Consider the following 13,431-nt stretch of genomic DNA (forward strand, 5'->3'; position numbering starts at 1 on the left):
CATATGTCAATCGTAATCCGACTGTCCGGGCAGGGGACTTAAACGGTCGGACCAACTACGATTCAGACTGTAATGGGCAGCTGTCCGGCAGAGGCAGGCGAAGCAGGCGAGGGGGGCGGCTGTCCGGCAGAGGCAGGCTAAACAAACGAGGGGAACCGGCGGCTCGCAGAAGCGAAGAGGCGCAGGCGAGATGGGCGGAGCCCAGCGCCGCGCAGAGGCGAGGAGGCGCAGGCGGGGCGGATGGAGCCCAGCGCCGCGCAGAGGCGAGGAGCAGGCGGGCAAGGCGAACAGGAGCCAGCAGCGCGCAGAAACAAGCAGCGCTGCCAGGTGGCGCCTAACGGGCCTGGTCGTCGCAGCGACGCTTGATTTCCGCGATATGCGGCGGCATGTCCTCCTCGGTCATGGACTCGACGACGGCGCATGTGCCCGCCGCCGACGCGGTGTCGTAGTACCAGCATTTGTAGGTGATGAAATCCAGCGTCTGCTGCAGCTCGGCCATCTGGCGCTCAATCTCGCTTCGGCGCCCGTACACCAGCGCCCGCCGCTGCTCGATGGTGGCGTCGCCGCCCTGGTACAGCTCGACGAAATCCCGAATCTCGCGAATGGTCATACCCGACATCTTCAGGTACCCGACCAGGCGCAGCCACTCAAGATCCGCCCGAGTAAACAACCGCATGCCGCCTTCGGTCCGAAGCACCCCGGGCAGCAGTCCGTTGCTGTCGTAATAGCGAATGGTCGATGCGGGAATGCCCATTTCGCTAGCCACTTCGCCGATAGTGTACGTCCTCTCCATGGGCGCAGCTCCTTCTTGCTTCTTGCGGCAAAAGCCTCGTGCGCGACGGTTGGCTCCGAAGCGTCGGGGCCTCCCGTGGCGAGACGGTGGATTCTCTTGCACCCATTATTGACTTAAACCAAGGTTGAAGTTCAAGAATGAATTTCGTTTCCCTCGGGAACGGCACGCAAACGCGACCCGCAGGGATTCGCCCAGCATCCGACGAGGGGCACTGAAGCACGAGCACGAAGGGGCCGTCATGAGATTGAGCCGCAGAACGTTTCTGAAGCTAGCAGGAACCGCCGCCGGATCGGTAGCGCTAACAGGGCTGTGGGGATGCGCGAGCGGCGCCGCAAGCTCAGGCGCGAGCGGGGGCGGGGGCGCGGACGCAAGCACAAAAGGCCCCGAGGGAGCAAACGCGAACAGCTCGCAGAACGTCGGCGCAAACGCAGGCGACCGCGGGCGCAACGTCCGTCTCGCAAGGTACGCCAAGCGTTTCGCTCATAATTTCTGCTTGCGCCGCTGCAAAAGTGTGCTAGAGTTTGCGCCATGCTTTTCCTGAACGCACAGACCGCCGCCTTGTCCGCTGAGTCCAGCGCGGTTCGCAGCGCCCACAAGGCGCAGCAGTGTATGTGCGATACGGCGTGTGCCATCATGAGCGAGCACCTGGCTCAGCAATCCGCAGCCGCCCATCCCCCATACGTTTTGTACCGATATTAGAAGCACACGGTTGGACCGGGTGCTTTTCTTTTTGCCCGCCCAGCCGTGTGCGCCTCCGACTTCGCAGGCCGCCCGTTGCGGCCGCTGACGCCGCCGACAGCAACCCCTGTTCCTCCAGCTTGCGCGACACCTTTCGACCTGCCGAACGGCAGCCCCCCCCGAAAGCAGCCGCGCAAGCCGAACCGAGCAACGAAAGGAAACCTATGTTCTTGAAGATTCTCCTGGTCATCGCCTTCGTGGCCGTGGCCGTGGGCGTGGGCATCTACTGCCGCCGTTCCACCAAAACCGTGGACGGCTTCGTGCTGGGCGGTCGCAACGTGGGCCCCTGGATGAGCGCCTTCGCCTACGGCACCAGCTACTTCTCCGCCGTGGTGTTCGTAGGCTACGCCGGTCAGTTCGGCTTCAAGTACGGCATCGCAGCCACCTGGGCCGGCATCGGCAACGCCATCATCGGCTCGCTGCTGGCCTGGTGGGTGCTGGGTCCGCGCACCCGCGAGATCACCCACCGCCTGGGCGCCCAGACCATGCCCGAGTTCTTCGGCAAGCGCTACAACTCCAAGGCGCTGCGCATCGCGGCGGCGGCCATCATCTTCGTGTTCCTCATCCCCTACACCGCCAGCGTCTACAACGGCCTGTCGCGTCTGTTCGGCATGGCGTTCAACCTGCCCTACGACGTGTGCGTCATCGGCATGGCAGTTGTGACCTGCATATACGTGGTGGTCGGCGGGTACATGGCCACGGTTATGAACGACTTCATCCAGGGCATCGTCATGCTGCTGGGCATCAGCGCGGTCATCGTGGTGGTCATCATGAACAACGGCGGCTTCTCCGAGGCCATCGTGAGCCTGTCGCAGCTGCCCGCGGAAGGGTCGGCCATGCAAGGGCCCTTCGTCAGCTTCTTCGGGCCCGACCTGCTGAACCTGCTGGGCGTGGTGGTACTCACGTCGCTGGGCACCTGGGGTCTGCCGCAGATGGTGCAGAAGTTCTACGCCATCAAGAGCGGTCCGGCCGTGAAGCAGGGCGCTATCATCTCCACCATCTTCGCCTTCGTGGTGGCCGGCGGCTCGTACTTCCTGGGCGGCTTCGGGCGCCTGTACTCGAACCAAATCGAGTACGCCGCCAATGGCACGCCCATCTACGACTCGGTCATCCCCACCATGCTCTCCACCCTGCCCGACCTGCTAATCGGCCTGGTCATCGTACTGGTGCTGTCCGCTTCCATGTCCACGCTGTCGTCGCTGGTGCTCACATCGTCCTCTACGCTGACCATCGATCTGATCAAGGGCAACGTGGTGAAGGACATGTCCGAGAAAAAGCAGCTGAGCTGCATGCGCGGGCTGCTGGTGCTGTTCGTGGCGGTGTCGGCGGGCATCGCGCTTCTGCAGTATCACTCGTCCATCGTGTTCATCGCCCAGCTCATGGGTTACTCATGGGGCGCGCTGGCCGGCGCCTTCCTGGGTCCCTTCCTGTGGGGCCTGTACTCCGGGCGCATCTCGAAGGCCGCCGTGTGGTGCTCCTTCGTGTTCGGCGTGGGGCTTACCGTGGTGAACATGGGCATGGGCTTCGCCGGCACGCCGCTGATCGCCAGCCCCATCAACTGCGGAGCCATCGCCATGGTGGTGTCCATTGTGCTGGTGCCGCTGGTGAGCCTGTTCACGAAAGCGGTTCCGTTCCAGATTAACCCGCCCACCCCGGAAAGCGGCATCGACCGCGAGTTCGCCGCCGAAGTGGCTGGTCAGGAGCTGCCCGAGCCCGTGGCTGCCATGGACAAGCCGCTGTAGGGGTCGCGCCGCCGGCGAGCGGTCGCCCGGGCCAACAGCCAGCCCGACCGCTCGCCAATCACCATCTGATCGCTTCTCGCGCCGACCGCTCTCTGTGGCCGGCGCGCGCGATGGAGGGGGGGGTGCATCGGCCACGGCAGCTCGTCCTGCATGACCGGACGCAGCGATCATGGGCCGCGGCCGGGCCGCGCGCTCCGAAACCGCAACCAACGCCGCCTGCCCTACACGAACGGCACGGGCGCTTCGGCAAGGAGAGGCTCCATATCAAGCCGCAGCGTTTGCTCCACCACCTTCATCAGCTCGTCGTCGCTGATGTCGGGCCGCACCTTCACCAGTCCCACAATCCCGAAGATGACCAGGCAGAACATTTCGAAAACCAGCTCGATCTCCACCTGGTGGAACGCCGCGTACTCCGCGGCCACATGATCGCACAGGCACTGGGCGGTCTCGCGGGTGGCCCGCACGTCGAAGGCGTTGCGAATGCCCAGTTCCTCCAGCACGGCGATCATGGGACGCGGACGGCCGGCAGCATCGTAGAGCGAGTAGCGAAACATCCGCACGCATTTGCGCAGAGAGCCGAGGGTATCGCCGAACACGCGCATCTCGTTCCAGACGATTACCGTTTCCACCAGGTCTTCCACATAGTCGTCCACCACGGCGCAGACGATGCCCTGCTTGTTCCCGAAGTGGTAGTACGCAAGCTCCCGCGTGACGTTGGCTTCGGCGGCTATGGCCCCCACGGTGGTTGCGCGCACGCCGTTGCGCTCGAAGAGCTTGCGGGCTGCAGCCACGATAGCCCCGCGCGTGCCGGAAAGCCGCCGCGTCTCGCCCAGCGACTTGCGCCCAGGCCGAGGCGCCAGCACCGCCTCCGCCAAAGCGGCCGTCGATTCCGAACCAAGCCGTCCCATAGCACCCCCCCCCGCAACTGGCTGCCAACGATAGCCCCTCTGTAGCAGCTTAGCGCAGAATCAGCTTTCACAAAACTACCTGTTCTGTGAAATCTTGAGCGGAAACCTCCTGATAGACTGCGGACAAGACGCCCCGATTGGATGTCGGGGCCCGAAAAGGAGGGGTAGCGATGGGCATCCTGTACCAAGCGGCCGACCCGATCTACTGGGCAATCTGGCTGTTCGTCCTGTTCGCGCTGATGGCGTTCAACGAGTTGGGACGCGTGAAGCTGTGGTGCGGCATCGCGCTGTTCGCCGTGGTGCCCGTGGTCATGACCATCTTCGTGTGGCCCACCACCGCCGCCCCGGGCAACGAGTACGGCACCGGCACCTGGTTCAACTGGGTGAAGACCTATTCGGCCCTGGCCGGCTGCCTGGGATTCATGGCGCTGCGGTTCGTGAAATGGACCGGCAAGGACGGCCGCGTCCACTACCTCTACGAGAAGAAGTGGGCGCTGTGCTTCCCGCCGCTGATCCTGGCCATCAACATCGCCGAAGCGGTGCTGCGCGACTTCCAGGTGTTCAGCTTCGCTCTGTGGAACGGCGGCGTGGTCGAGAACCTGTGGACCATATCGGGGCCGTGGAACATCATGAACGGCATCGCGGGCATCCTGAACATCGTCACCATCTGCGGCTGGTTCGGCATCTTCATCTCGAAGGACCCGGCCAAGGACATGATCTGGCCCGACATGATCTGGGCCTGGGTCATCTGCTACGATTTGTGGAACTTCGCCTACACCTACAACTGCATCTCGGACCACTCCGCCTACTGCGGCCTGGCGCTGCTTTTGGCCTGCACCATCCCCACGTTCTTCATCAAGCGCGGCGCGTGGCTGCAGCACCGGGCGCAGACGCTGGCGCTGTGGATCATGTTCGTGATGACGGTGCCCCAGTTCGCCGATGTGCTGGCACCCATCCCCACCACCCACAACCCCACGGCGTTCTTCGTGGTGAGCCTGCTGGCCCTGGCCTCCAACGTGGCGCTGGCCATCTACCAGTTCTATCGCGTGCGGAAGCTGAAGCTGAACCCGCTGAAAGACGAGATCTACGCCGGCACGAAACCCTACGAGCGCGTCGTGGAAGAGAACCGCTAGGGCAGAACCGCTAGGGCCACAGCGAGCGAGGCGGGCGCGGGCGTCGGACCGCCGCGGGCGAGGGCCAGCACCCCCTCGCTTCCTGGCACAAATCGTGCGATTTCCAAATTTTTTCGGCCCGGCAGGACGGCCTTTCGCACCGAACGAAGAGCCTCCTTCTTTTCCCTGCTTCCATAAGCTGGGAAAACGCTGAAGGCTTGCGTGCAAGGCTGATCATCGCCGCCCGCGAAATTTGGAATTCGGCGAATCTTTGCCAGTAAGGGCACCGCGCGACGGCAATCCCTGCCGAACGCAACTACGGCACCGAACGCGCCATGCCGCGAGCAATAGCGACCCCAGCTCCGTCGCACCGTCGCACATCGGGGGCGCCCGCCCTAGTTCTGGCTCCTTGCCTCGGCCACGATGGCGTCGAACAGGCTGAGCACCGCCGGCCGCGTCTCGTCGGCACGGCACATCGCGAACACTTCGAATCGTTCGGCGCAATCATCAAGAGGGCGCGTAACAATATCACCGCCAAATCGTACGTAGTCGGGAAAGAACACGCCGAAAATAACGCTGTCTGTCGTTTGCGGAAAGCACAGTGTGTCGGGCTCGAGATGCTCGATGGGCATGTCTATCCCGTGGCGCTTTCTGACTTTGCGCACGTAGGCGTGGTAGGCCTCCCTGTCTTGCATCGGATAGGAGATCATATGGGCGTTTGCCAGGTCGTCGAAGCTCAGGTGGCTTTTTGTCGCTAGCGGGCTCGTCGCGTGACAGGCAATGCCGAACGGTATGCTGAACAGGTGCTCGCAATGAAGCTCCGGCAAGTCGTCATCGAACCAGAACCCCACGGCGACGTCCACTTCGCGCCTCATCAGCTTCACCGGGCAATCGCGCACGCCAGTTTCCACCATCGCCAGCTGAAACACCGCCTCCTGCGAATGCGAAACCCGCAAGGCTGCCTCCGATATCACAGAAGCAATTCGCGGGTTCAGCAGAGGGCCCGCCACACGGACGACTGCGTCAGCCTTCGCCTGGCACGCGCGCGCTCGATCGAGCGAGGAGCCGTACAGAGCCACCACCTGGCGCAAATCCTCCACCAGCACGCGCCCGCCCGCAGTAAGCTCAACGCCCTGGGAGCTACGTTCGAAAATGCGGAAGCCCACTTCGCGCTCGGCCGCGGCCACATGTTTGCTCAGCGTCGACTGCGTGAGGAACAATCGCTCGGACGCCTTTCGGAAGCTGAGGCTTTCCGAAAGCACCACCAGTTCCTCGCAAAGGCGGATATCCATAGCGTCCCCTTCCACGCTTGCATTGCGCACCGCTTCCCCTGAAAACATCATACTAAATTGCCGGCGGCGCAGGCGGGGGCAAAACCTCTGCGCCCTTTCCGAATCGGACCAAACCCTTTCCGTTTCGGAAACCAGCAACCGCACGGCCTTCACCAGCATGTATTCCAATTCGGCCAGCAGCCTTTCCAGATCGAAGCTTCCCGAGACGTCTTTCGCAGCGATACCGTGAAAGTGCCCAAGCAGCCGGCGCCGTGCACAGCGGGAGGGCCCGCGCAAATCGCGAAGGGACGCGCGAACCATCCCAGCAGCACCCGCTGCGGCCAAGCGCTCGGGAAAGAGAGGCCGGTCGGGAAGCCGACGGCCAGACGAAGCCGGCAATCGGGGAGAGCCGGCATGAGAGAAGGAGAGGGCTATGGAAAAACCGATGAACGAACTGGAGAGCGGGGGCAACGCCGAGCACAACCTGTCGCGTCGCAGCTTTCTGACCAGGGGAAGTCTGGCTGCTGCGGGCCTTGCCCTGGCAGGGCTTGCGGGATGCTCGAACGGACAGCAGACCCAGCAAGAAGCACCCGTGGCCGACGCAGCCCCCGAAGGCGACGCGGCGGCGCCCGCCATCAACGGCAACCTGCCGGCAGCGTGGGACGTGGAAGCGGACGTCGTGGTGGTGGGCTTGGGAGCCGCCGGGCTTTCCGCCGCCATCGCCGCGAAGCTAGACGGCGTCGACAACGTGCTTGCCTTGGAAGCGGCGCCGGAGAAGGACTGCGGCGGCACCACGCGCGTGTCGGGCGACATGCTCATGATTCCTGACGACGTGGAAGGCGCCATCACCTACCAGACCGAGCTGAACGGCCCCTACACCGTGGAACCCGAGCTCATGCGCGCCTGGGCCCAGGGCGTGGTGGGCAACTACGACTGGCTAACCGAGGAGCTGGATTTCGTACTGGGCGACGCTACGGCGGCTCGCCCGGAATTCCCGGGCATCGCCGGCGGCGAGTCCATCAAGACCTACTACGTCGATGGCATCTGCGGCATGTCGTCGCTGTGGATCCCGCTGAAGGACCTGGCCGACGAGCTGGACGTGCAGATCTCCTACGACTCCCGCGCCATGGAGCTTATCTACAACTACGAGACCAAGGAAGTCTACGGCGTGAAGACCGAGGACGGCCGCACCTTCAAGGCCCGCCAGGGCGTGGTGCTGGCGTGCGGCGGCTTCTCGGGCAACGAAGAGATGCTGCAGGACTACATGGCCTCCATGGGCTGTCCGAAGCCCTTCGCTCTGGGATCGCCCTACAACCGCGGCGACGGCGTGCGCATGGCCCAGCAGATCGGCGCCGAGCTGTGGCACATGAACAGCTACGCGGCTTCCAGCAACACCATTCGCGCCGTGAGCCCCGATTCCCGCGTATGCAACATCCCCTACCCCACCGGAATCGACTACATCTTCGTCAACGGCGAGGGCGAGCGCTTCATGTACGAGGAGATGCGCGGCATCCAGCGTCACGGCAAGCAGAAGGATAAGGGCGTTTGGCCGCTCATCACCATTCCGGCCGGCTCTCATATGATCTTGGGTGGCCAGTCCGGCTCCGTCGATCTGCTAGGAGCAATCACCTACATGACCTGGCCCGTCATTATGGGCGGCGGCCTTAGCACCAACCAGGAGCTCATCGATGCGGGCATCATGTTCAAGGCCGGCACCATCGAAGAGCTGGCTGAGAAGCTGGGTTATCCGCCGGAGAAGCTGGCTTCCACGCTGGCGAAGTACAACGACGCCATCGACGCTGGCGAGCCCGACGAGTTCGGACGCGGAACAGACGTCTACGCCTCCAATATGTTCAACGCCGCTGCCGGCACCGACGCCATCGCCGGCGACGAGCACGGCACCGAATCGCTGGCCATCCCGGCGTTCGAGCGGCAGAAGGTGGAGGGGCCCTTCTATGGCATCGAAATCGCCTTGGGCCTGCTGAACACCCAGGGCGGCGCTAAGCGCGACGGCAAGAGCCAGGTGCTCGACCTGGCCGGCAACCCCATTCCGCGCTTGTTCTCCGCCGGCGAGTTCGGCAGCATCTACGCCTACATGTACAACGGTGGCGGCAACATCAGCGAGGCCGTCTCCACCGGACGTATCGCCGGCCAGGGCGCCGCGGCCCTGCAGCCGTGGGATGCGGCGTAGGAGCTCCCATGAAGTTCCGCAAACCAGCCATTGCCGCCTGGTCGCTAATGCTTGTCTTCGGACTGTGCGCCCTGGACGCCTGCTCCCCCGCGACGCCGAGCACGTCGAGCACCGCTACCGACCCAGCTTCCAGCCAACCTGCCGACGGCGTCGAGGCCAGCACGACCGAGGCCGACGCGACCGAGACGATGGCCTTCACCTGGTCGCCCGAGAGCGATTGCGCCATGTGCCATCAAGCCGACACCGATTCCTTCGACGACGCGTCCTGCCCAGCCTCGCAGCACGCCGACATGAAGGACCAGTGCATGAGCTGCCACGATGACCCCAACATGGAACGAGCGCACAGCAAGGTGGAAATCGGCGACACGAAGAAGAAGGCTACGCTGAAACGCACGGCCGTAACCCGCGAGTCTTGCACCACCGGCTGCCACGACCAGGCAGAGCTCACGGAGAAGGGGGCCGCCGCCGCGGTGCTGACCGACAAGAACGGTCTTACGGTCAATCCGCACGAGCTGCCGGCCCACGAGGAGCACGAAGGCATCACCTGCGCATCGTGCCACAAGCTGCACACCTCCGACAGCCCCGAAGAGGCGGCGCCGGCAGTCTGCCTGAACTGCCACCACGCCAACGTCTACGAGTGCAACACCTGCCACGCGCACTAAGCTAGAGGCGGCCGCATGCCGATTGCGCAAGCGGCCGCCACTGCGCAGGTACGCCCCCCCTGTGAGGAAGCGACACGGCTTCACCGGCAAACACGACCGGGAGGCCACCAAGGTGCTTGTCGGGTTTTCGGAGGCCGTCGAAGAATCGGCGCGGGCAAGGTGACCTAGGCCGACTCCTGCGTCTGAGCACGGCGGATGCACCAGCGCAGCCACAGCGCGCTCAGCACGGTCCACGCCACCAGATTCGCCACCAACGGCCACAAGCTCATGTGCAGCGACTCGATGCTACCGCCCAGCGCCTGCGCTCCAAAGCCTGCGAGAAACGCCACCGGGCACGCCATGCTCACCGTGCCGGCCGCGGGAACAAAGGCGCTGAGCAGGGGCGCGATGCACAGCAGAACCAGGGCGAACGAGAACGCGTTCACGCGCATCTCCTGGCGCGAGAGCAAACCGCAGCCGGCTGCCAGCAGCAAAAACGGCACGCTTCCCACCGCCACCACCGCCGCGAATTCCAACAGGTTCGCATTCCACATGCCCGAAAACAACGCCGCCACAAGAGAGATGACGACGCACAGCACGATACCGGCGATCAGCTTCGATGCCACCAGAAGCGGCAACGTCGCCCCCGCCCGCGCCATCACTTCGTAGGTGCCGTGGGCACGCTCCTCGGCCATGGCGAACAGCATGATTGTGCCGCCTACCTCGAGCACGGAGAACAGGGGCACGAGTGCGTACCCGAACGCCCCCATGAACGGAAGCTCCTCCGCCGACCCGGCGAATTGCGGCATCATCAGCGCGCAGAATCCCAGCACCGTAATGATGGTCATCAGCACGGTACGATTACGCAGAGCGCAGCCGAGGTCGCGCATAACAAGCGCATGCAGCAGCTGGGCCTGCGCGCCCGTAGGCTCCTTCGCGAACCCGCTTTCCCCGGTCATCCGCGCCACGCTCCTTCCCGTATGCCCGCATCTACCGCTGCCGACTCTCGTACGCCCGCGCCTACCGCCGCCAGCCGCTGCCCGCTGCAGCCCGTTGTCGCACGCAAGCCCTGAGCACTCGCAGCCCGCGGCCCGCTGCAGCCTGTCGTCGTCCGCGGCCCGCTGCAGCCCGCCGTCGCACGCGCGCCCGGTGCACTTGCGGCCCGCTGCAGCCTGTCGCCAGCGTTTCCGGCGCACTCGCCGCCTGTTGCAACCCGTCGCTGCCCTCATGTCTGGAATGCTTGCGGCCGCCCACCGTCGCAGGCGCGCCCAGCGCACTCGCGACCGCCTGCCGCCGTCGGCGCTTCCGACACACCGGGCCGCCTGCGGGCGCCTCACGACCTTGCGCCAGTCTATCGCACGTTGACCAGGCGCGCATCCAACACTGCTGCCGCCATCAAATCGCCGCAACGAACGCCCCTTTCTGCAACCGCGTCCTCGTCGTCAGGAGGTGCCACACCGTGCAGCCGACGACGGTTGTGGCAAATCGCCAGCACCAATGCAGCGAGCGGCAGTTTGGCAAGCCGCCTGCGCCCCATGTTAGTCGACAGCGATTGCGGCAACCTAGCTGTGCACCCCATGCAACTAGCGCCGTTTATGGCAATCCACCTGCGCCCGATGTAACCGACGACGTTTATGGCAAGCCGCTCGAGCCCGATGCTAGTCGACGGCGATTGCGGCAACCTAGCTGCGCGCCCCATGTAACTAGCGCCGGTTGTGACAAACCGCTCGAGCCCCATGTAACCGATGACGTTTATGGCAAGCCGCCTGCGCCCGATGTAACCGACGACGTTTATGGCAAGCCGCCTGCGCCCGATGTAACCGACGACGTTTATGGCAATCGAAACCTGCCATAAACGTCTTCCGTTACAGGAAACCGTACATAATCGTCTTTCGTTACAGAGATTTCTGCCATAACCGTCATCCGTTACATCAAGCTTTTCCGACGCAATCGGCTCCCAGCGGCCACGCACACCACCACACATACCCATCAGCACGCCCAACGCGTAATGCAGGCCTCCTCGCATATCAGCGCACCCAGAAGACGCCGTCAGCCGTGCTCGCATCTTACGACAAGCGCTATAGATGGGACGATTGCATTCGAAAGCCCCACGCTGCGCTCGTCATCGGGTACAATGCTTCCGCATATCGAACGCTAGCGGAATCGAAACCGGTCGACGCGCTTCGCCCGACTATCCGACCGGACATGCGGCAGTCGGCGGCAGGCCAAAGAAGTCCAACGATACGCGCAGACCCGCTTGACCGTGCCCTCGGAAAAGCTCCGGACGAAACAGCACGCGAAACCGGCAGCGCACCCATGCGGAACAGGCGAATCAGCGGGACGGCAGGCGGATTGGCTCGGGGCCGTCAACAGAAACGGCGGGCCGCCGGCGAACTGGCAGACCAGCAAACAGGTGCAGAACAGCGACACACCTGGGCGGAAGCGGCAGCGGGGCAGCAGGCGGACTGGCGCAAGGCCATCGACAGAAACGGCAGACCGCCGGCGAACCAGCGGGGCGGCGAGCCGGCGCGCTGGAGACGGCAGGCGGATTGGCTCGGGGCCGTCAACAGAAACGGCAGACCGCCGGCGAACTAGCAGGCTGCGACAAGACGGCGAAACGGTAAGGCAAAGCGAAGGAGAAGGCGTGGCGGAATACAGCTCGGTCGAGGCGCTTATCGAAAGCGAGGTTGCATCGGCAGGACGAAGCGTCCACCTGGAGTGCTCGCGCGACACGGTGCGACGAGCACGCGCTGCCGTCGAAGTCGTGCAGGGCAACCGCCGGGGCGCGTACTTCCTTGAGTCGGACGGCGGCTTCGACCGCGATACCGTCGAGTCCTATCTGCGCTTCTTCGGCCGCATCTCCGGGTCGGGCCGTAAGGACGTAGCGGCGGCGCTCGCCCATTTCGGGCTGGAAAACTGCGCCCGCACCCTGGTGTCCAAGCTAACTGCCGAGCGGAAAGCGCTCCTTGGCTTCGCGCGCATGAGCCTGTTCGAGCCTGAAATCTGCTTCTGCGAACGCCCGCTTTTGGAACTGGGGCCCGAGGCGCGCAGCTGGGTGCTCTCGTGGATCGCCGACCGCACCGACGCCGGAACCGTCTTCGTCACCGCAGGTCAACCGCTACGAGAAGCGCTGCTCATGCCCGGGGTCGCCTTCTGGGAGGAAGAGGGCCGCATCTTCTCCGCCGACTTGGACAGCGACGCGGGGGCTGCAGACGGCGTCGGCGAATCGGCCGAAACGGACCTGCTGGGCGACGACGAGGTGCGCATCTGCAAGATCGCCGTGAAGGCCGGCGAGGCCACGCTGCTGCTGGACCCGCGCGAGATCGATTTCGTCGAAAGCGCCAACCGCGTAAACTACGCCAGCGTCCGCGGCGAGCTGTACCCCACCGCGCTGACCATGGACGAGCTGGAGGAGACCCTGGCGCGCTACGGGTTCTTCCGCTGCCATCGGTCCTACATCGTGAACATGCAGAAGGTCTCGCGCGTGGAGCGCTACACCCGCAACACCTTCAACCTGGTGCTTTCCGACGCAGGGCACACGTCGCTTCCCCTGTCGAAGGGCCGCGCCGAAGAGATGCGCGAACGCTTCCGCTGGAAGTAAAGGGCGGGCCTACCGCAGCTGGCGGCGACTCTCGGGCGACGGCGGCGCTAGGCTGCGGACGGCAACTTACGACCAGGCGGGGGCGGCGCTAGGCTGCGGACGGCGGCTGCTGAGTAGGTGCCGATGGCGGGGCCGGCGACTGGGTGACGCTCGCTGGCGACCTTCGGTCAATCGGGTAAGCAGCACGCAGCCAGACGCAGCCAACAACGGCTGGTTGTCGCCCGCATCTGGCAGCCGCGAGCGGCCTGAAACCAGACGCCGCAGCCATTGCAACCGACGACCAACCGGCCAAGCGCCCTTCCACCGCTCCTTTCGTGCACGCTATAGCTCCACTCGTACGCAACGCGAGCGCGTCGTGCAGATTCCATTGCAGGTCAGAAACCCTTTCCGCATCATAGGCGCCGTCAGCTCACCGGCGCCGATGCAGGCGCCCT

At 64.5% G+C, this 13,431-nt stretch carries 10 protein-coding genes; 5 read left to right on the forward strand and 5 right to left on the reverse strand.

Annotation, left to right across the window (positions count from 1 at the left end; all coding sequences use genetic code 11):
- Positions 1 to 334: 334 nt before the first annotated feature.
- Positions 335 to 793, reverse strand: coding sequence for a MerR family transcriptional regulator (locus NFR41_RS03925; RefSeq protein WP_251230789.1), 459 nt, complete (start codon positions 791 to 793; stop codon positions 335 to 337).
- A 902-nt stretch (positions 794 to 1,695) separates the two neighbouring features.
- Here NFR41_RS03925 and NFR41_RS03930 point away from each other — a divergent pair.
- Entirely contained in the window at positions 1,696 to 3,273 is a 1,578-nt protein-coding gene (locus NFR41_RS03930; protein ID WP_251230790.1) for a sodium:solute symporter family protein, read from the forward strand.
- Positions 3,274 to 3,494: 221 nt separating this feature from the next.
- On the opposite strand, the gene NFR41_RS03935 is transcribed toward NFR41_RS03930, so the two are convergent.
- Complete coding sequence (locus NFR41_RS03935) at positions 3,495 to 4,181, reverse strand: TetR/AcrR family transcriptional regulator (RefSeq protein WP_251230791.1); 687 nt, start codon at positions 4,179 to 4,181, stop codon at positions 3,495 to 3,497.
- 170 nt (positions 4,182 to 4,351) lie between these two features.
- Here NFR41_RS03935 and NFR41_RS03940 point away from each other — a divergent pair, with 170 nt between their 5' ends.
- The gene (locus NFR41_RS03940) at positions 4,352 to 5,314 is read left to right on the forward strand and encodes a DUF5692 family protein (RefSeq protein ID WP_160213105.1); all 963 of its coding nucleotides are present in this window, start codon (positions 4,352 to 4,354) and stop codon (positions 5,312 to 5,314) included.
- Between the two features lie 374 nt (positions 5,315 to 5,688).
- Here NFR41_RS03940 and NFR41_RS03945 read toward each other — a convergent pair whose 3' ends face one another.
- Complete coding sequence (locus NFR41_RS03945) at positions 5,689 to 6,585, reverse strand: LysR family transcriptional regulator (protein WP_251230792.1); 897 nt, start codon at positions 6,583 to 6,585, stop codon at positions 5,689 to 5,691.
- A 412-nt stretch (positions 6,586 to 6,997) separates the two neighbouring features.
- Between NFR41_RS03945 and NFR41_RS03950 the strand changes: the two genes are divergently transcribed.
- Together NFR41_RS03950 and NFR41_RS03955 are read left to right on the forward strand one after the other, a co-directional pair.
- Positions 6,998 to 8,755 (forward strand): FAD-binding protein, encoded by a 1,758-nt coding sequence (locus tag NFR41_RS03950; RefSeq protein ID WP_251230793.1) that lies wholly within the window; start codon positions 6,998 to 7,000, stop codon positions 8,753 to 8,755.
- Between the two features lie 8 nt (positions 8,756 to 8,763).
- Positions 8,764 to 9,417: a hypothetical protein gene (locus NFR41_RS03955; RefSeq protein WP_251230794.1), complete on the forward strand. Its 654-nt coding sequence runs from the start codon at positions 8,764 to 8,766 to the stop codon at positions 9,415 to 9,417.
- A 164-nt stretch (positions 9,418 to 9,581) separates the two neighbouring features.
- Here NFR41_RS03955 and NFR41_RS03960 read toward each other — a convergent pair whose 3' ends face one another.
- Complete coding sequence (locus tag NFR41_RS03960) at positions 9,582 to 10,355, reverse strand: hypothetical protein (RefSeq protein ID WP_160213109.1); 774 nt, start codon at positions 10,353 to 10,355, stop codon at positions 9,582 to 9,584.
- 392 nt (positions 10,356 to 10,747) lie between these two features.
- Positions 10,748 to 11,398 (reverse strand): hypothetical protein, encoded by a 651-nt coding sequence (locus NFR41_RS03965; protein ID WP_251230795.1) that lies wholly within the window; start codon positions 11,396 to 11,398, stop codon positions 10,748 to 10,750.
- Positions 11,399 to 12,040: 642 nt separating this feature from the next.
- On the opposite strand from NFR41_RS03965, the gene NFR41_RS03970 reads away from it, so the two are divergent.
- On the forward strand, positions 12,041 to 12,997 hold the full coding sequence (locus NFR41_RS03970; RefSeq protein WP_251230796.1) for a LytTR family DNA-binding domain-containing protein: 957 nt from the start codon (positions 12,041 to 12,043) through the stop codon (positions 12,995 to 12,997).
- Positions 12,998 to 13,431 lie beyond the last annotated feature (434 nt).

It is taken from the genome of Adlercreutzia aquisgranensis (assembly GCF_943193145.1).
Lineage (GTDB): Bacteria > Actinomycetota > Coriobacteriia > Coriobacteriales > Eggerthellaceae > Xiamenia > Xiamenia aquisgranensis.

Excerpts from the sequence above, each read along its gene's own strand:
- NFR41_RS03925 (WP_251230789.1), bottom strand. The coding sequence starts at position 793 with ATGGAGAGGACGTACACTATCGGCGAAGTGGCTAGCGAAATGGGCATT.
- NFR41_RS03930 (WP_251230790.1), top strand. The coding sequence starts at position 1,696 with ATGTTCTTGAAGATTCTCCTGGTCATCGCCTTCGTGGCCGTGGCCGTG.
- NFR41_RS03935 (WP_251230791.1), bottom strand. The coding sequence starts at position 4,181 with ATGGGACGGCTTGGTTCGGAATCGACGGCCGCTTTGGCGGAGGCGGTG.
- NFR41_RS03940 (WP_160213105.1), top strand. The coding sequence starts at position 4,352 with ATGGGCATCCTGTACCAAGCGGCCGACCCGATCTACTGGGCAATCTGG.
- NFR41_RS03945 (WP_251230792.1), bottom strand. The coding sequence starts at position 6,585 with ATGGATATCCGCCTTTGCGAGGAACTGGTGGTGCTTTCGGAAAGCCTC.
- NFR41_RS03950 (WP_251230793.1), top strand. The coding sequence starts at position 6,998 with ATGGAAAAACCGATGAACGAACTGGAGAGCGGGGGCAACGCCGAGCAC.
- NFR41_RS03955 (WP_251230794.1), top strand. The coding sequence starts at position 8,764 with ATGAAGTTCCGCAAACCAGCCATTGCCGCCTGGTCGCTAATGCTTGTC.
- NFR41_RS03960 (WP_160213109.1), bottom strand. The coding sequence starts at position 10,355 with ATGACCGGGGAAAGCGGGTTCGCGAAGGAGCCTACGGGCGCGCAGGCC.